The sequence below is a fragment of the Mucilaginibacter agri genome (assembly GCF_009928685.1).
In the GTDB taxonomy this organism is placed as follows: domain Bacteria; phylum Bacteroidota; class Bacteroidia; order Sphingobacteriales; family Sphingobacteriaceae; genus Mucilaginibacter; species Mucilaginibacter agri.
The window spans coordinates 591,039-609,799 of the sequence record NZ_WWEO01000045.1 but is presented as its reverse complement, the minus strand read 5'-3'; the positions used below and the strand labels follow the sequence as shown (position 1 = coordinate 609,799).

Annotated in this window: 18 protein-coding genes; 10 read left to right on the top strand and 8 right to left on the bottom strand. The window is 42.3% G+C overall.

The features are described from left to right. Positions 1-70: 70 nt before the first annotated feature. Positions 71-955: a fructosamine kinase family protein gene (locus GSY63_RS22790; RefSeq protein ID WP_166588152.1), complete on the top strand. Its 885-nt coding sequence runs from the start codon at positions 71-73 to the stop codon at positions 953-955. Between the two features lie 80 nt (positions 956-1,035). On the opposite strand, the gene GSY63_RS22785 is transcribed toward GSY63_RS22790, so the two are convergent. After that, positions 1,036-1,401, bottom strand: coding sequence for a DUF4174 domain-containing protein (locus tag GSY63_RS22785; protein ID WP_166588151.1), 366 nt, complete (start codon positions 1,399-1,401; stop codon positions 1,036-1,038). Between the two features lie 111 nt (positions 1,402-1,512). Here GSY63_RS22785 and mtaB point away from each other — a divergent pair, with 111 nt between their 5' ends. The 4 genes from mtaB to GSY63_RS22765 are packed head-to-tail and all read left to right on the top strand — an operon-like array spanning position 1,513 to position 5,266. Continuing rightward, positions 1,513-2,832 (top strand): tRNA (N(6)-L-threonylcarbamoyladenosine(37)-C(2))-methylthiotransferase MtaB, encoded by a 1,320-nt coding sequence (gene mtaB, locus GSY63_RS22780; RefSeq protein WP_166588150.1) that lies wholly within the window; start codon positions 1,513-1,515, stop codon positions 2,830-2,832. 32 nt (positions 2,833-2,864) lie between these two features. Beyond that, positions 2,865-4,034, top strand: a complete 1,170-nt coding sequence (locus GSY63_RS22775; RefSeq protein WP_166588149.1) for a prolipoprotein diacylglyceryl transferase — start codon at positions 2,865-2,867, stop codon at positions 4,032-4,034. Then, positions 4,024-4,506, top strand: a complete 483-nt coding sequence (locus tag GSY63_RS22770; protein ID WP_166588148.1) for a GtrA family protein — start codon at positions 4,024-4,026, stop codon at positions 4,504-4,506. The genes GSY63_RS22775 and GSY63_RS22770 overlap by 11 nt, the downstream gene beginning before the upstream one ends. Further along, on the top strand, positions 4,475-5,266 hold the full coding sequence (locus GSY63_RS22765; RefSeq protein WP_166588147.1) for an inositol monophosphatase family protein: 792 nt from the start codon (positions 4,475-4,477) through the stop codon (positions 5,264-5,266). Before GSY63_RS22770 ends, GSY63_RS22765 begins: the two co-directional genes overlap by 32 nt. A gap of 158 nt (positions 5,267-5,424) precedes the next feature. Here the strand turns inward: GSY63_RS22765 and GSY63_RS22760 are convergent, their stop codons facing one another. From GSY63_RS22760 to purB, 3 genes are all read right to left on the bottom strand, one after another. After that, positions 5,425-5,817: a VOC family protein gene (locus GSY63_RS22760; protein WP_166588146.1), complete on the bottom strand. Its 393-nt coding sequence runs from the start codon at positions 5,815-5,817 to the stop codon at positions 5,425-5,427. A gap of 278 nt (positions 5,818-6,095) precedes the next feature. Further along, positions 6,096-6,644 (bottom strand): NifU family protein, encoded by a 549-nt coding sequence (locus tag GSY63_RS22755; RefSeq protein WP_166588145.1) that lies wholly within the window; start codon positions 6,642-6,644, stop codon positions 6,096-6,098. Between the two features lie 90 nt (positions 6,645-6,734). Beyond that, positions 6,735-8,078 carry an adenylosuccinate lyase gene (purB, locus tag GSY63_RS22750; RefSeq protein ID WP_166588144.1) on the bottom strand — a complete coding sequence of 448 codons (1,344 nt, stop codon included), beginning with the start codon at positions 8,076-8,078 and terminating at the stop codon, positions 6,735-6,737. A 104-nt stretch (positions 8,079-8,182) separates the two neighbouring features. Here purB and GSY63_RS22745 point away from each other — a divergent pair, with 104 nt between their 5' ends. From GSY63_RS22745 to GSY63_RS22725, 5 genes are all read left to right on the top strand, one after another. After that, the gene (locus GSY63_RS22745; protein ID WP_166588143.1) at positions 8,183-8,794 is read left to right on the top strand and encodes a TetR/AcrR family transcriptional regulator; all 612 of its coding nucleotides are present in this window, start codon (positions 8,183-8,185) and stop codon (positions 8,792-8,794) included. A 34-nt stretch (positions 8,795-8,828) separates the two neighbouring features. Next, entirely contained in the window at positions 8,829-10,184 is a 1,356-nt protein-coding gene (locus GSY63_RS22740) for a TolC family protein (protein ID WP_166588142.1), read from the top strand. A 32-nt stretch (positions 10,185-10,216) separates the two neighbouring features. Continuing rightward, complete coding sequence (locus GSY63_RS22735) at positions 10,217-11,329, top strand: efflux RND transporter periplasmic adaptor subunit (protein ID WP_166588141.1); 1,113 nt, start codon at positions 10,217-10,219, stop codon at positions 11,327-11,329. Positions 11,330-11,349: 20 nt separating this feature from the next. Beyond that, positions 11,350-14,760: an efflux RND transporter permease subunit gene (locus GSY63_RS22730; protein ID WP_166588140.1), complete on the top strand. Its 3,411-nt coding sequence runs from the start codon at positions 11,350-11,352 to the stop codon at positions 14,758-14,760. A gap of 155 nt (positions 14,761-14,915) precedes the next feature. Then, the gene (locus GSY63_RS22725) at positions 14,916-15,404 is read left to right on the top strand and encodes a DUF4126 family protein (RefSeq protein ID WP_166588139.1); all 489 of its coding nucleotides are present in this window, start codon (positions 14,916-14,918) and stop codon (positions 15,402-15,404) included. Here the strand turns inward: GSY63_RS22725 and GSY63_RS22720 are convergent. From GSY63_RS22720 to GSY63_RS22705, 4 genes are all read right to left on the bottom strand, one after another. Further along, complete coding sequence (locus GSY63_RS22720) at positions 15,391-16,527, bottom strand: mechanosensitive ion channel family protein (protein ID WP_243749305.1); 1,137 nt, start codon at positions 16,525-16,527, stop codon at positions 15,391-15,393. The two genes, GSY63_RS22725 and GSY63_RS22720, sit on opposite strands and share 14 nt — an antisense overlap. A 327-nt stretch (positions 16,528-16,854) precedes the next feature. Then, a complete protein-coding gene (locus GSY63_RS22715; RefSeq protein ID WP_166588138.1) occupies positions 16,855-17,268 on the bottom strand; it encodes an OsmC family protein in 414 nt (137 codons plus the stop codon). Further along, positions 17,268-17,798, bottom strand: coding sequence for a hypothetical protein (locus tag GSY63_RS22710; RefSeq protein ID WP_166588137.1), 531 nt, complete (start codon positions 17,796-17,798; stop codon positions 17,268-17,270). The genes GSY63_RS22715 and GSY63_RS22710 overlap by 1 nt, the downstream gene beginning before the upstream one ends. Further along, positions 17,722-18,756 carry a PorP/SprF family type IX secretion system membrane protein gene (locus GSY63_RS22705; RefSeq protein ID WP_166588136.1) on the bottom strand — a complete coding sequence of 345 codons (1,035 nt, stop codon included), beginning with the start codon at positions 18,754-18,756 and terminating at the stop codon, positions 17,722-17,724. Before GSY63_RS22705 ends, GSY63_RS22710 begins: the two co-directional genes overlap by 77 nt. Between the last annotated feature and the right edge of the window lie 5 nt (positions 18,757-18,761).

Genomic DNA, 18,761 nt, shown 5'->3' with positions numbered 1-18,761 from the left:
AACCGCAAAAATAAGGTTTTTGATGGATAATTTTGATATTAAAATATCTATAAAAGCATTACATTAGTATATGGCTTTATCTGCTGAATTAGTGGGGTTTATTCAGAGCAGGCTATCGGTGGTTTTAAACCAAACGGTATACATTGATAGCACTAAACCTATCAGTGGGGGCAGTATAAATCAAACCTATTGCCTTCATGCAAACACGGGTAGATATATGCTGAAACTCAATAGCAAGAGCGCCTATCCCGATATGTTCGCCTGTGAAAGCACCGGACTTAAAACTATAGCCGCTACCAACACGATTGCCGTGCCCGAAGTGATTTTGCAGGACGATCTCGGTGATAACAGTTTCCTGATTCTACAGTGGATTGAAAACCGCAGAGCCACCGAAAAGGCGTCAGAAGCGTTAGGTAGAGACCTCGCTGAATTGCATCGTATTACTGCGCCTTACTTTGGTTTCGACAGCGATAATTATATGGGGTCTTTACCGCAGCGCAACAATCAACAGTTTAGCTGGGCTGGCTTTTTTATAGAAGAACGGCTACAGCCTATGGTTAAGATGGCAGCCGATAATGGCATGCTTAATAATACTGATATTCAAAATTTTGAGAGACTTTACTTAAACCTTAACAACATATTTGAAGAGGAGCGTTCATCGCTTATTCATGGCGACTTGTGGGGAGGTAATTACCTTATCAGTGCGGAGGAAAAGCCTTATCTCATAGATCCAGCCGTAAGTTACGGTAACCGCGAATTCGACCTTGCGATGACCACCTTATTCGGCAGTTTTTCGGATACCTTTTATGAGTCGTATCAGGAAAATTTTCCGCTGCATCCTGACTGGCAGCAACGTACTGATCTATGGAATTTGTATCCTTTATTATTACATCTCAACCTATTTGGAGCTGGATATCTAGAGCAGGTTAGAGATGGTTTGAAAAATTACGTGTAATTCGACTTCAACTAAAAATGATGCTTTCAAACAGGGCTATGGAGAGATTATCTTGACTCTTGATTCCCGGCTCTGTTTTGTCATTCCTGATCCGCGTGCGCCATCTCTTCTTTCCGCATCGGCATAGCGTCAACAATATCAAAGAGTTTTTTAGTGGTTACCAGTTTGTGGCTGCGTAGTTTTTCGCCTCCGTCTTTACCTATAAGCACAACTGTGAACCCACCCTGTATATGGTTGGCGCGAGCAACGGCACTTTTAGGGTCGTAATTTAGCACCTCTATGTCGCGTTGTTTTAAGCCAGCTTTGTCGGCTTCTAAAAGGTGCTGCTGTTGCTTAAGCGTAGATTGTGAGGCTTTATCGGCAAATAACAATAGGGTGCGTTTTGGGTTGGAATGTTGTGTGTAATTGCCTATCACCAGCATACCAATTAAAAGGTGTTTCAACATAAAGATATAACATGGCCAATTTCAATTTGTTGTGAACAACTTTTATAACATTTACGAGACAAAAGCGTGTAGGTCGGTTATTTTTTAAATCCTTATATTTGCAGCCTTAAAATGGATAAGAAAGTTGCTTTTTATACGCTGGGCTGTAAGCTGAATTATTCAGAATCGTCGGCTATTGGCCGCTTGTTTACGCAGGCAGGCTATCAAACGGTTGCGTTTACGGAAACCCCCGATATCTTTGTGATCAATACCTGTTCGGTTACTGAAAACGCCGATAAGAAGTGCAAAAAGATCGTTAAAGAGGCGTTAAAAATCTCACCCGAAGGCTATGTGGTAATTGTTGGGTGTTACGCCCAATTAAAACCTGCCGAAATTGCTGAGATTCCCGGTGTGGATATGGTGCTTGGCGCAGCCGAAAAATTCCAGATTGTTGAGCACATCACCGATTTAACCAAACAGCCTAAAACGCTTATCTATAATCAGCCGGTCTCTGAGGCAAAAGAGTTTGTTACTTCCTATTCATTTGGCGATCGAACCCGTACCTTTTTAAAGGTTCAGGATGGTTGCGATTACTCTTGTACTTTCTGCACCATTCCACTAGCACGTGGCAATAGCCGCAGCGACAATATCGAAAGTGTGTTAAAGCAAGCTGCTGATATCGCGGCTTCTGGTGTGCGCGAGATTGTGCTTACCGGTGTAAACCTTGGCGATTTCGGTTTGCAAAACGGTGAGCGCGTTAACAAATTCATCGACCTTGTAAAAGCACTGGACGAAGTTGAGGGCATCGATCGCATCCGCATTTCTTCTATCGAACCAAACTTACTGACCGACGAGATCATCGAGTTTGTGGCTACCTCTAAAAGATTTGTGCCACATTTCCATATCCCGCTACAGTCAGGTTCTGATAAGATATTGAGTTTAATGCGCCGTCGTTACAAACGTGCTTTATATGCTGATCGCGTAGCCAAGATCAAACAACTGATGCCAGACTGCTGCATAGGTGTAGATGTGATTGTTGGTTTCCCGGGCGAAACACGCGAAGATTTTATTGATACCTACAATTTCCTTAACGGACTAGATATTTCATACCTGCACGTATTTACCTACTCGGAACGCGAAAATACGCTTGCTGCCGAAATGAGCGGTAGTGTACCGGGTTCGACCCGCGCGGAGAGAAGCAAAATGCTGCATATACTTTCTGATAAAAAACGCCGTTCTTTTTACGAATCGCAACTGGGCCAAACCGGCCAGGTTCTGTTTGAAGGTGATATTAAGGAAGGTTATATGCACGGCTTTACCCGCAACTATGTAAAGGTAAAGGCCAAATATGATCCGGTGCTGGTTAACGAGCTGCGTACAGTTACCTTAACTGCCATTGCACCAGATGGTGATGTTGAAATTACAGAAGGCGAAGAAATATTAGTTCATTAAGTTTTATATTCGCTCCACAAAATACTACCTGAATGTTTCCAACCCTTTCTGAACTGATCAGATATTTTACAGGCGCTAATATTCCGTTGCCTTTTCAAACCTTTGGTTTTTTTGTCGCACTTGCCTTTATGGGAGGTTATTGGGCTTTTCTCGAAGAGTTTAAGCGTAAAGAAAAACTTGGGATTATAAAGTCTGCGGAGAAAACCATCACCATTGGTGCCAAAGTACAATGGACCGATTTGATCGGCAATGGTTTTTTCGGTTTCCTGGCCGGTTATAAATTACTTGATGCCGTATTGCATTATCAAGAATTGGTTAATGATCCACAGGATTTTATTCTTTCGCTTCGCGGAAACTGGTTGGGTGGAATTCTAATGGGTGCAGGTTTTGTATACTGGGCTTACTCAGATGCCAAAAAGCAAGAGCTTGCAGAGCCAATAACTAAACGAGTTTTACAACAACCGCACGAGTTAATGGGAAGCATTTTAGTTTGGGCTGCAGTATTTGGTTTTGCAGGTGCCAAGCTGTTTAACGCACTCGAAAACTGGGACGACTTTATGAAAGACCCGGTTGGTATGCTGATCGGCTTTAGTGGTTTAACTTTTTATGGGGGATTAATCTGCGGTGGGGCAGCTGTACTATATATTGCCAATAAGAATGGTGTAAAGCCTTTGCACATGCTCGATATAGGTGGCCCTGGAATGATGCTGGCTTATGCCGTTGGTCGTGTTGGTTGCCAAATGAGTGGTGATGGTGATTGGGGCGTTCCCAATTTAGACCCTAAACCAAGCTGGTTAAGCTGGGCTCCGGATTGGATGTGGTCGTTCAAATTTCCGCATAACGTAAACATGGTCGACTTTAATAACCCGATTCCAGGTTGTATAGGTAAATTCTGCAATGAACTGCGGTTACCTGTTTATCCAACGTCTTTTTACGAATCTGTTGTTTGTTTACTGCTTTTCCTGGCATTGTGGAGCATCCGCGATCGTATTAAACTACCGGGCTTAATGTTTGGTATCTATCTTGTTTTAAACGGAATAGAACGTTTCTTCATCGAGCTGATCCGCGTAAATACCCGTTACCATATTGGCAGCCTTTCATTTACCCAGGCAGAAATGATATCTCTTTGTTTGGTAGTTGGCGGTATTGCTCTTTGTGTAAATGCATTGCGTAACCAAAAAGGGGTAACGCATGCAGGATAAAAGCATAGGTCAAAAAATACTGGGAAATCAGTTTTTAAGGTTCATCATATCTGCAGGGATAGGCTTTTTGGTAGATGTTTGCTCTTTTAACTTGCTCTTCGATTATCTATTCAAGGCGCAATCATACAGGGTAATTAACTATCACGTTAGCAATTATATCTTATCGTTCAGTATATCTTATTGCCTGGGTGTAATTGTTAACTTTCTGATCACCCGCTATCTGGTATTTTCAGAATCTAAATTGCAGCCCACGCAGCAGTTTTTACGATTTGTGTCGGTAGCGTTTATTGGGTATTTCGCTAATCTGGCCATATTGAAAATTATGGTAGTTTACCTGCACATGTATCCACCAATTGCCCGACCGGCTGCTGCTTTAAGTTTATTTTTCGCAAGTTTTTTTATTCATAAACTGTTTTCATTCAACTTAAAACTACGAGATCATGCTGGAAACCATAACCCAACAGGTAATTGAAGTAGCCAAACAGGCTGGTGCATTTATCCGCCAGGAACGCCAAAACTTTAATGCTGATAAAATAGAATACAAAGGTCTCAATGATCTTGTGTCATACGTTGATAAAACAGCCGAAGGTATGATCGTTGCCGGCCTAGAGAAAATATTACCCGAAGCCGGTTTCCTTACCGAAGAAAAAACCATTAATCGTACCGGCGAACGCTATAACTGGATCATCGATCCGCTGGATGGCACTACTAATTTTATTCATGGATTAACCGTGTTCGCCGTAAGCATTGCGCTTAAAGAGTACGACGAATTAGTTGCTGGTGTAGTTTATGAAATTAACCTCGACGAATGTTTTTACGCCTGGAAAGGCGCGCCAGCCTATTTAAACGGTAAAGAAATCCGCGTGAGTAAAGCGCCTAAAATTGCCGACAGTTTATTGGCTACCGGTTTTCCATATTACGATTTTACCAAACAGCCTCAATACATCAGTCTGTTTACAGACCTGATGCAGCATTGTCACGGTCTGCGCCGTTTAGGTTCGGCCGCTACAGATCTGGCCTATACTGCTTGCGGCCGTTTCGATGGTTATTACGAGTACAACTTAAAGCCCTGGGACATTGCAGCAGGTATCGTCATCGTGCGACAGGCTGGGGGAGTGGTAACCACTTTTAACGGCGGCAATGATGTTTTAGAAAAATGCGATGTAGTAGCTACTAATGGCTTGATAGCTGATGAGCTGGTGTCAAAAATTGGCGAGTATTTTAAAGATTAAGTTTTTATAAGTCTGACCGCAGCTCGCAGGTTCAAGCGTCCAGACTTGAACCCGGTCCCAATAGAACGTGTAAGCTCCTAATTAATAGTATTTAAAAGGAGCGCGGACGCTCCATCGGTAAAATAGTTTGAGCGTGAACGCTTAAACGCGCATCATACTTACTTCATCGGCCTGAATATTTCCCAATGATGTCCATAAGGATCTGCTATACGGCCGAGGCGGTAGCCATAACTTTGATCAGCTACCGGGTAAATTTCCGTTGCGCCAGCCGCTATGGCACGTGCCATGGAAGTATCCGGATCCATAACCTGCAAGCCCATGCGTATAGTGGTGCCACCCAATGTTTCCGGGCTGTAATTACCATGCTCGGGCGATTCATCTGCTACCAGGAAGCTAACGCCGTCGATAGCCAGTTGGGCTACCACTGCGCCCAGGGGATCGCGTTCAACAAATATTTCCATTGCGCCAAAAGCGTTTTTGTAAAATTCTATCGCCGCATTTCCATTGCGCACAGATAAAGTTGGAATGAGCGTAACAGGTGTGATTTCCATAGTTAGGTGATTGATTTAATAAAGTTAGGAAATTTATAATATTCCTGGGAGGGTGCACATGTGTTGTTCAAATTTTGGTAATTAACGTTTATCGGGGCATTACACGTCTTGCTAATGCTCAATGCCTTGGTGGGAAAGATTTTTATTCCCCTCCTGAGAAAGGCCTGGGTGTGTCTTCACGCAACTCATTTTAGAACTCAACAAAAAAGACGATCCAATCAGATCGCCTTTATATATCATAAATGAAATCACCCTACAATCGGTGAAATCAATATAAATTACATAGCTTCAGAAACAACTTCTTGTACTTCTGGTACCATACGTTTAAGCAGGTTTTCGATACCGGCTTTAAGGGTAATGGTTGATGACGGGCAGCCGCTGCAAGAACCGCGAAGTTCAACAGTTACTACACCTTCGGTAAATGATTTGTAGGCGATAGCACCACCATCTTGCTCAACAGCCGGGCGAACATAGTCGTGCAGGATTTGCTGAATTTTCACCTCAGCGTCAGTGCCTTCAAAGTTTACATCAGCTTGCTCTTCTTCCTGAACTTTTAATTCGGATTCAACAGCACCTTTTACAAACTCTTTGATAATCGGTTCGATATCGTCCCAATCGGTACCTTCAGTTTTTGTTACAGTAACAAAGTTACTTGCAAAAAACACACCGTTTACAAAAGAGAATTTGAAAAGCTCTTTTGCAAAAGTTGATTTTTCGGCGCTTTCTTTAGTAGGATAATCCACACTTCCATTAATCAGCAATTTGTTAACAATGAATTTCATTGTAGCTGGGTTCGGTGTGCTTTCGGTATATACGTTGATATTCATGAGAATTTCTTTTTATCTAATCTAAGTTAACAAAGTTATACAGGAAATTGATTTAATATTACCCCCCGTATTGTTTTGACCTATACATGACTATATACCCGTGTAGTTACCTGGCGTTATATTTTTAAGTTCTTGCTTGGTGCTTTCGCTCACATCTAAAGTATCTACGAAGCCAGCAATGGTTTGCGCGTTAACGCCGGTATTGGTACGGGTAAGCTCTTTAAGTGCTTCGTAAGGGTTTGGATAGCCGTCGCGACGTAAAATGGTTTGGATAGCTTCGGCTACTACAGCCCAGTTAGCTTCCAGATCGGCCTGCAAAGCAGTTTCGTTAAGTAAAAGTTTACCTAGTCCTTTAATAGTCGATTTAATAGCAATTAATGTATGCGCTACTGGCACGCCGATGTTGCGTAGCACGGTAGAATCGGTAAGGTCGCGCTGTAAGCGCGATACGGGCAGCTTAGCAGCTAAGTGTTCGTAAAGGGCATTAGCAATGCCTACATTACCCTCCGAGTTCTCAAAATCTATCGGGTTAACTTTGTGCGGCATAGCCGATGATCCAATCTCACCAGCCTTTATCTTTTGTTTAAAGTAGTTCATCGATATGTAGGTCCACATATCACGGTCGAGATCAAGGATAATGTTATTAATACGTTTTAATGCATCACATTGTGCCGCAAAATTGTCGTAATGTTCTATCTGAGTAGTAAACTGCGAACGGTTTAGTCCTAAAACTTCATTTACAAAGTGGTTACCAAAACCTTTCCAGTCATGATCTGGATAGGCAATATGATGTGCATTGAAGTTACCTGTAGCACCGCCAAATTTAGCAGAGTAGGGTACTTGTTTCAATAACTCTAACTGTTTTTCTAAACGCTCTACAAACACCTGTATCTCTTTACCCAAACGTGTTGGCGACGCTGGCTGACCGTGCGTGTGGGCCAGCATAGATACATCTTTCCAGTCGTTTACATATTGCTTTAATAGGTCAATCAGTTCGGCAATAGCCGGATAATAAACCTCATTTAAAGCTAATTTAAAAGTATAGGGGATAGTAGTATTGTTAATATCCTGAGAGGTTAAACCAAAATGGATAAACTCTTTCTGCTCGCTTAGGCCAATCTCATCAAACTTTTGCTTAATAAAATATTCAACGGCCTTAACATCGTGGTTGGTTGTTTTTTCAATGTCTTTAATGGCTTGTGCATCTGCCTCGCTGAAATTTTTATAAATAGACTGTAACTTTTGTGTAACAGTAGTATCTAAAGTACTAAGCTGAGGGATATTAAACTTGGTAAGTGCAATATAGTACTCAACTTCTACAAAAACACGGTACTTAATCAGAGCGTATTCTGAGAAATAGGCAGAAAGATCTTTTGTTACGTTGCGGTAGCGACCGTCAACAGGAGATATAGCAGTAAGTGCAGAAAGGTCCATTAAAAATAAGTTTGTACAAAGGTAACAATTAACGATTGGCAGGAGAATTAAAATAAGATGGAAACTTTGAAATCGAAAAATGTTTCCATAGTTTTGCGGGTAAGATGAGTCAGGAACAAAGGATATTAGAAGGGGCGCTCGAACTGTTTATGCAGGCAGGCATTAAGAGCGTAACCATGGATGATATTGCCCGGCATTTAGGTATGTCGAAAAAAACCATCTATCAGCATTTCTCCGATAAAAACGAATTAGTTGTGGCTTTAACTAAAACCCGAATGGAAGAGGACGAGCGGATGATGAAGGAGATGTTAGAAGGGCAAGACAACGTGATTAAGCAGCTGATTGATATGATGAAGTGTTCGGAAGAGATTTTAGCCAAGATGAACCCGATTGTAATACACGATATGCAGAAGTACCATCCGGAAGGGTGGAAACTGATCCAGCAGTTTAAAGCTAAAACGCTGGTAGTTACGCTGGAAGAACTGTTAACCCGTGGTATTAAAGAAGGCTTCATACGCCCCGAGCTGGATGTAAAGATTATCGCCCGCATGCGGATGCTACAGGTAGAAACAGGATTCGACAACATGGTTTTCCCGATAACAGAATTTAACCAATGGAAAGTTCAGCAACAGTTTTTAGAGCATTTTAACTATGGCATAGTTACGCTGGAGGGCTACAAAATGCTTTGCGAGTATCAAAACATAAACCAAAACTAATAACCAACACACACCATAATATATTTCCAAACACATGAAGAATGTAATAAAAGTGGGACTATTGTTATGTATAACTACTATAAGTAGCTATGCCCAACAAACAACGCCCGCCGTTAGTCCATCGTACAGCTTTACACTGGCCGATTGTATTAACTACGCTTATGAGCATCAGGATACTGTGCGTAATGCCCGCCTGGATGTAAAAAGCGCAGAATACAAAGTAAAAGAAACAACAGGGATAGGTTTGCCGCAAATCAATGGATCGGCATCGTTTTTAGACTATGTTAAAATACCAACTACATTATTGCCTGGCGATTTTTTCGGTCAACCTGGCACATTTGTACCGGTTAAATTTGGCGTGAAGTATCAATCAAATTTAGGATTAGATGCTAGTCAGATATTATTTGACGGTAGTTATTTAGTTGGATTAAAAGCTTCCAAGACATATAAAGAACTATCGCAACGTAATGTTACACGTAGCCTTATCGAGGCCAACGTACAGGTTACCAAGGCTTACTATCAGGTATTGGTAAGCAATGAAGCGGTTAGATTACTTGATGCTAACATCAAACAAATTAAAGAGCAATACGATCAAACTATCGCACAAAACAAACAAGGTTTTGTTGAAAAGATTGATGTAGACCGTTTAAGCGTACAATATAATGACCTGGTAACTACGCGCATTAATACTTTAAGAATGCTGGTACTTAACCTACAAATGCTGAAATTTCAGATGGGCATGCCGATTGACACCGAGTTAGAGTTAAAGGATAAGCTGGAGGACATTAAGCTTGATGAAAGTATGGCTATGGCTGCAACTACAGACACAACTGCATATCAGAAACGTATCGAGTACAGTTTGTACGAGACCCAATTGAAATTGAATAAACTTGATTTGCAAAGACAGAAATCGCAGTTTTTGCCCAAGTTGAGCGCAATTGCAAACTACACTTCATCATACCAAAACAATGGTTTTAGCTCGCTATACAGTATGCAATTTCCATCAAGCTATATCGGGTTGAATTTGAAAGTGCCAATCTTTACCGGGTTTCAGCGGACTAATCAGGTAAAGCAGGCGCAAATTGCAATACAGAAAACTCAGAACGATATGGATAACCTGAAAAACGGGTTAAACCTACAAACCAACGCCGCTCGCATAGGCTATGTTAACGGTTTGCAATCGCTTAACAACCAAAAGCACAACCGTGAAGTTGCTAACGAAGTATTAAGGGTCACACGAATTAAATACCAACAAGGAGTTGGCTCGAGCGTTGAGGTGACGCAAGCCGAAACTTCGCTTGTAGTAGCAGATAACAATTATATACAAGGCCTATACAATGCCCTGATTAGCAAGGTAGACTTAGATAGAGCATACGGAAGATTACAATAAGAATAGCTAAACCATCATAAGACAAACAACACATGAAAAAAATATTATACACAAGTGCAGTAGCTTTAATGGCTTTAGCGGCCTGCAATAGCAAACCAAAAGATGATAAAGCCCAGCTGGCTGATCTTAAAAAACAGCAGTCTGAAATAGCAGGTAAAATTGCAGCTTTAGAAGCTAAAAATGGTGGCGGTCAAGACTCGTCAAAAGTTACCGACGTTAACGTTTACGAGGTTAAACCAACCAGTTTCACTAACTATATTGAGATACAAGGCCGTATAGATGCGCAGGATAACGTTACTGCCTATTCGCAATCGCCTGGTACCATTACTAATATTTATGTAAAAGCAGGTGATCACGTTAGTCGCGGCCAGGTATTGGTGCAGTTAGATGATAACGTTTTAAAGCAAAACATTGCGCAGGTTGCCACTCAGGTTGACCTGAACAAAACTTTGTACCAACGCCAAAAAAATCTTTGGGACCAGAAAATCGGTACCGAAGTACAATACCTGCAATCTAAAACTGCTTTAGAAGGCAGCCAGAAACAATTGGCCTCCCTTAAAGAACAGGCAGCTATGTACAGCATTAAGTCGCCGATTAACGGCACTATCGATCAAATGGATTTGAAATTAGGCCAAATGGCTCAACCAGGTCAAACTGGTATCCGTATTGTTAATGCTGATGTATTAAAGGTAAAGGCAGATGTTCCTGAGTCTTATGCAGGCCGCGTTAACCAAGGTGATATTGTTAAAGTAATGGTTCCAGATGCTGCAGACTCGCTGAATGCCAAGGTAACCTTCGCCGCAAAAGTTATCGATCCGGGATCACGTAGTTTTGGTATCGAGGTAAAATTGCCTGTTCGCAACACACTGCGCCCTAACATGACCGCTACGTTAAAAATAGCCGACTACAACAACAAAACTGCATTAGTTATTCCATTTAAAGCTATCCAGAAATCGGAGCAAGGCGATTACGTTTTTGTTGACGAAAACGGAGTGGCTAAACAAAAAGGCATTAAAATAGGTCGTACTTATGGAGGCAGCGCCGAAATTCTATCTGGTATTGCAGCGGGCGACAAATTAATAACCGACGGTGCAAATGATATTGAAGACGGCGACAAGGTTAAATCTTCAACATCAGGTAATTAATCTTTTAAACAGATTTTGAGATGAAAGATTCAGTAAAAGAATTTGGCCCATCGAGTTGGGCCATAGATAACAAAACGGCGGTATATGTAATGATATTCCTCATTACCTTGCTTGGTCTGTTAAGTTATAACAGGTTACCTAAAGAGAATTTCCCGGATATTGCACAATCTAAGGTGTTTATTTCCACCATTTACGCCGGTCAGTCACCTCAAAATATTGAGACACTGGTAACCAAGCAGTTGGAAAAACAACTTAAATCTTTAAAAGGATTAAAGAAGGTTACCTCGAACACCCAGCAAAACGTATCTATCATTACTGCGGAATTTAACGCCGACATTAAGATCAAAGATGCCAAGCAGGATGTAAAAGACGCAGTTGATAAAGCAAAGCAAGATTTGCCTCAGAATGATAACAACTTAAAAGAGTCTGTTATCTCCGATATTAACGTTGCCGATTTGCCTATCCTGTACATCAACATCTCGGGTAACTACGACCTGAAGAAGTTGAAGGAGTACGCAGATAATATTAAAGATGATATCGAGGGCATGAAAGAAATATCTAAAGTTGATGAGGTGGGTGCCTTGAAACCCAACATCCAGATCAACGTGGATATTAACAAAATGACTGCAGCGCAGATTAGCTACAACGATATTATCCAGGCTATAGGCAATGAGAACGTGATCTCGTCTGCAGGTGCTATCGTAAACGACGGCGTACAGCGCACCATTGACATTAAACAAGATTTTAAGGATGCCAACGAAGTTAACAACCTGGTTGTTCGTAACCCGCAAGGCAAAGCCGTTTACTTACGCGATATTGCCCAGATTGCAGATGGTTTTCAAGATCAGGAGAGTTTTGCCCGTTTAAAAACACCTAACAATCCTAACTTTAAAAATGTAATTACGCTTAATGTAAGTAAGAGATCGGGCGAGAACCTGATCGAGGCTTCGGATAAGATCTATGACCTGATTAAGGTAAAGCAGAAAACGATCTTCCCTAAAGGCCTTGATATTACCATTACCGGCGACCAGTCTGACAAGACCCGTTCTACACTGGATGACCTGATCAATACTATTATTATCGGTTTTATTCTGGTAACGGTTATCCTGATGTTTTTTATGGGTACTACCAACGCCATATTTGTGGCCTTGTCGGTACCGCTATCATGTTTTATTGCCTTTTTGGTGATGCCGGCTATTGGCTTTACACTCAATATGATCGTGCTATTCTCCTTCCTGCTGGCCTTGGGTATAGTGGTGGATGATGCTATTGTGGTAATAGAAAACACACATAGGATCTTTAATAACGGTGCCGTACCTATTAAACAGGCCGCTAAGATGGCGGCAGGTGAGGTGTTCTTGCCGGTATTCTCCGGTACTATGACAACTCTTGCACCATTTGTGCCATTGGCTTTCTGGAACAGTTTGATTGGTCACTTCATGTTCTTCCTGCCAATTACGCTGATCATTACTTTGTTAGCGTCGCTATTGGTGGCTTATATCATGAACCCGGTTTTTGCGGTTGATTTTATGAAACCACATCACGATGGCGAGCATGATAACCCTAAGTTTGATAAGAAGACAACACGTGCCGTAATCATTTTAGGTGTAATAGCTGTTTTGGGTTATTTCATGAACGTGGGCATCGGAAACTTTGTGGTATTTGTTATTTTCTTATACCTACTCAACCATTTTATATTACTAAGGGTAATAGATCGTTTCCAAAAGAATATTTGGCCTCGTTTCCAGAATTGGTATGCGCGTATTTTGGAAAAAGCGGTTCAAAGCCCGTGGTGGATATTGGGTGGCGTTATTGCCCTGTTTTTCGTGAGTATTGCATTTACGGTTGTAAGCAACCTCAAGGTAGAGCAGTTCCCATCCGGCGACCCTAACTTTGCTTACGTATACGTAACTATGCCTATCGGTACAGATCAAAATGCGACCAACGATGTGATCTCGAAACTGGAGAAACGTGTTGCACAGGTTGTTGAGCCCGATAAAGATGTGGTGTCATCTATCATCTCTAACGTATCGGTAGGGGTAACAGATCCTACGGACGAAGATCAGGGTACCTATTACAACAAAGGTAAAATTACGGTTGCGTTTGTTGAATTTGCCAAACGCCATGGTAAAGACACCAAAGCTATTCTGAAACACATTCGTGAAACGGTGCAAGGTATACCTGGCGCTAAAATTTCTGTAGCGCAGGAAAACTCTGGTCCGCCGGTGCAAAAAGATATCAGTTTGGAAATTACCGGTGATAATCTTGACACCTTGGTTAGAACCGCCGCTCGCATGAAGAAATTTATCGATGAGCAAAAAATTCCGGGTATTGAAGGTCTGGTGGCCGACGTAGAGAATACCAAGCCAGAGATTGTGTTCGACATTAACCGCGAACGTGCCAACCGCGAGGGTATCACTACTCAGCAAATTACCGGTGCGTTATTTACCTCGGTATATGGTTATAAAGCCTCAGACTTTAGGAATACCAAAGAAGATAACTACGAGATCAACGTGCGTGCGCAGGAAGATCAGCGTTATAATATCGATATGCTGCGTAATTTAAAGATCACCTACCGTGATTTAGCGAGTGGTGGTGCAATACGCCAGGTACCTATTTCGGCTTTTACAGATATCAGGTACACCAACACGTATGCAAATATCAAGCACAAGCAGTCGCGACGTGTACTTACATTAGGTTCGAGCGTTATTAAGCCAAATAACCCTACGGAGGTTAACGCGGCAATAACGAATGCTTTGCGCAGCTTCAAGTTCCCTGACGGTGTATCATATAAAATGGGTGGTGCACAGGAAGACCAGATTGAAACAGCCACCTTCTTAGGTACAGCGTTGATGATCTCATTCGGATTGATCCTGATCATCCTGATGGCTCAGTTTAATTCAGTTGGTAAAACATTGATCATCTTAAGCGAGATCTTCTTCAGTATCATAGGTGTATTGCTCGGTTTAAGTACTTTCCACATGACGTTCTCTATCGTAATGACCGGTGTTGGTATCATTGCCCTTGCGGGTGTGGTAGTGCGAAACGGTATCTTACTGGTGGAGTTTACAGACATGCTGATGGAAGAAACCCACAACGTACACGATGCTGTGGTTGAAGCGGCACGTACCCGTATGACACCGGTATTGCTAACAGCCAGTGCTGCTATTATGGGCTTGGTGCCGTTGGCAGTTGGTTTCAATATCGATTTCGTGGGCTTGTTTACCGAATTTAAACCGCATATTTTCTTTGGTGGTGATAACGTTGCTTTCTGGGGCCCGTTGTCGTGGACGATGATTTTCGGTTTAGGATTCGCAACCATTATTACTTTGATATTGGTTCCGTGTATGTACATTATCCGTATCCGTATTAAAGATCGTTTCAAAAAGAAACCTGTTGCTGAAGAGAAAGAGCTTGCACCAGCAGTTTAATAAGTAATACGTTTAACGTTATACGTACAACGTTTAAAAATTCAAGGCCGTCCCGACTAGTGTTAGGGCGGTCTTTTTTATTTAAACAACCTAACAACATAGTGGTTATTTAAAAGCATCTGTTATAAAAACAGGAATTAAAAATTAAATACACTATGGCATTAAAAATAACAGATCCGTTTTGGCAGACATTGGGCTTGGGTACGCTTGCAGGCATGCGCTCTATGTCGGCGCCGGCAATAACCAGTCATATATTAAGTCACCACCATTCTAAACGTTTAGAAGGTTCGGCGCTAAACCTCATCCAGTCAGAGAAAGTTGCATTGGTATTGAAGGTACTCGCAGTATCAGAACTTGTTGGCGATAAGCTGCCTTCGGCCCCAAATCGTATTAGCCCAATAGCTTTAGGCGGCAGGTGTTTATCGGGCGCTTTGGCCGGTGCATGTATCTACAAAGCTGCCGGTGGCAATGCGGTAACGGGTGGTTTAATTGGGGGCGCAACAGCCGTGGCGTCAACTTTTGCTAGCTTTTTTATTCGTAAAATAACCGTAAAACGGAGCCATATTATCGATCCTATTGTTGGCGCGATAGAAGATGCGTTAGTTGCAGGTGGCGGCGTAGCGTTAGTTACTACGGCTGTTTAAAATCGCTGATCTCGGGCGGTGGCTGTTGCGAGGGGAGACCACTAAATTCGGCTCGGAGACGTGGTAGGCTTTCCGGGTAATTCTTTTGGATAAAAGTGATTATGTTTTCCCGGATATAGCAGCGTAAATCAAAAGCGTCTGAAGAGTTGCCTGAGCTTACCAGGAAACGCACCTCTATCGTATGCTCTTTTGCGTCGGTTACCTGCACCACCTGCACCTTTTTATCCCAAAGTTTGGTAAGACCTAGCAAGCGTACAAACTCCTCCCTTATCGGGTCTAAGGGTATCGAATAGTCCATATAAATGAATACTGTGCCTATCAGATCGGCAGAAATCCGCGTCCAGTTCTGAAAGGGTTTGGTGATAAAGTAATTAATGGGCAGTATCAATCGGCGTTGATCCCACAGGCGCATTACCACGTAGGTAAGGGTTATATCCTCAACACGCCCCCATTCATTTTCGGCAATCAATACGTCATCAATACGAATAGGTTGTGTAAAGGCAATCTGGAAACCGGCCAATAAGTTACCTAACGAAGTTTGGGCTGCAAAACCAATTATAATACCGCCAATACCAACGCCCGTTAAAAGCCCTGTGCCTATCTTCCGCATACTCTCAAAACTGAGCAATATAATAGCTATGGTTACAAAGATAATAATGGCAACAAATAGCTTTCGTATGAATGTTAACTGTGTGCGTACTTTACGCTCCTTTAAATTGTCTGCCTTGTTAAGATCGTACACGTGGTACACATAGTCTTCGGCAACCTTTACGCAGTTAATGAGGATGTTTGCAAAAGAGAGTACCAAAAGGATGTCTACAATGCGGTTCAGCGGATCGTACCAAAGTTTATTCATCCGCATCAGCGGCAATGCGATGTTGAGTAAAAATAGCGGGATAAAATAGGTGAAAGGCACCCCTAGGTGTACTATGAATGAGCGAAAGAATGAATAATTCTGATAGTCGGCCTTTTTTTCGTAATACTTTAAAATGCGGGTGATTATTAATTTAACCGCCAAACCAATTGCGATAGCAACTGCGGCAGTTAAGGCGTTCCATGCGTATGAGGGCATGTTTTCAGAAATTTCCAGCAGATCGGGTGGTAACTTATTGGGTAAACTCATCTGTTGCAGGCTATGGTGTGACAACAAGATAAGATATGAAATAAAAAAAAGTTTTATTTTAATAAATTGTCTTTATGACACAATGAAAGCCGATTTTACACGTTTAATATGTTAAATGTACACTAAGAACGGGCTAAATCACTGTCATACAGAGGTAAAAACCTAGAACTGATTCCTTGTGTAAGCCCGGTTTTCCGTATCTTTGTAGTATAATAATAAGTGATAGATCAATACACTAAGTATTGTTTATATAAAGAGACTTCTAAAGTTAGAGGTGATTGTTTTAGAGTGATTGAAGCAGGCCGGATTTGTTCCGGTCTGCTTTTTTTATACCAGTTTGGTGTCGATCATGATGTCGCCTACTAATATTTTATGTATCGGGCAAGCGTCAGCAATTTGTACCAGTCGCTTCCGTTGTTCTTCATTAAGCTCGCCTTTAAAGTGAATTCTGCGTTCTATCAAAGTGCCGCCTTCAATTTTAAAAACTTCCGCATCTACAGTTATTTCACTTACTACCCACATTTTCCGGTCGATGTACATGCGCAGCGTAATAGACGTGCAACTTGCCAGGCTTGCAGCCAACAGGCTCAAAGGATCAATAGCTGTATCCGTACCCTTTGCGCTTTCGGGTTCATCAACAACAATGGAATGCTTACCGCTGGTAATTACGGTTTGATATTGTGTAAACCCGGTTTTAGCCTGAGCTGTAGCCTTTGTTTCTTTTATTAAGTTAATACCCATTACTCTTTGTTGATACTTAATACATCCCAGCTGCTCTTATCATCTATATTGCCGCCTTTAAAACGCATGGTCACTGAAAAATCGCCTTTCTTGCTGTCGCCACCATCAAGGCTTTGTTCGTAACTGGCTTTGATCACATATACAGAATCGGTCTTTTTACCGTAGGAAAAACCATCATCCGGGAAACTAATGTGCTGCCCGCTTTGAAACTCATCGCGCAAAAAATCTTTGGCTACGCTATATGCTTCTTCACGCTCGGGCAAACTCCGGCTGATAATCCGGTGTTCGTTGCTTTGCGCGTACCTTAACACAATCACAATAAAAATTATAGCAAATGCGATGATTAACCAAACGCCTTTAAATGCTTTCTTCTTATTGGCAGATTTTGTACCCAGGTAAACATTTTTCTCCATAGGGTAAATATCCAACAAAGGTTCGAACTGGCAAAGCAGATTAGTAAAAATCGTAGCATCGGCGTGCACCTTCAAACTTCCGGTAAGGATCTGAGTGCGACGGTAAGGTGGTTTCATAGTTCAAACTTCCCTCGGTAGTACCACTTGTGTTGGTGTAATTTAGCCTGGAAGTACTCGCGTCGTGGCTGATACCGAAGCGCAGGCGTTCGCCGCCATCTCGGTTGATAAAGAGATCGAAGATAAACGATAACACAAAGGCACTCGGTTGACCCGATTGTCCGCTGCTGCGATACCATAGACCCGCATTGATGCCACGGCGTTTATACTGCATCCCTACATTATAGTCTGATGCGCTTGCTTGTTTGTATACAACTACTGATGGGATAACGTATGAGCGGTCGTCGTCGTCAATATTGTCGTCGCCGGTAAGGTTTAGCATATAACTCATGTGCGCAGTTGTACGCACCGGCAAACGCGCTGCAACGCCGCTAAAGGATTCGTCCGGACGGTTAATATGCTGCATGGCGCCGCCGATCATAAATTTACCCGCTACCAGGTTAATCCCGGCGCCGGCGTCGAAATAATAGCGATTATCAAAGGCAGGTGTTTCGGCTACAGATACCGAACCGGGAACGAAGCCTAATCTCGCATCGATCTGATCCGTGAAGACCAGCTTACTGAAATCAATAGTACGGTTGGTAACGCCAGCCTGCAAGCCAAATGATAATACAAAGTCTTCAGATCCGACACTGTAGGCATAAGTTGCCGCTACGTTAGTTTTATTCAGAAAAGCGGCGCCCTCGCTGCTGCGATTAAAGATTAAACCAATGCCGCCGCCAAACTGCGGCACGTTATAGTCAACCGATCCAGTTAGGTATTGGAAACCACCTCCGCCGCCAACAGTGGTCCACTGATTGCGGTAGATCATGCTCATGCGTAAATCGCCTTTAAACTGTCCCGTTAGTGCAGGATTAAGGTAAATAGGCGAGTTGAAAAACTGCGAATACATGTGGTCCTGCGCCGAAGCAAACAGGCTAATTAATACAGATACGGCTAATAAAATACTCTTCTTCATCTTCA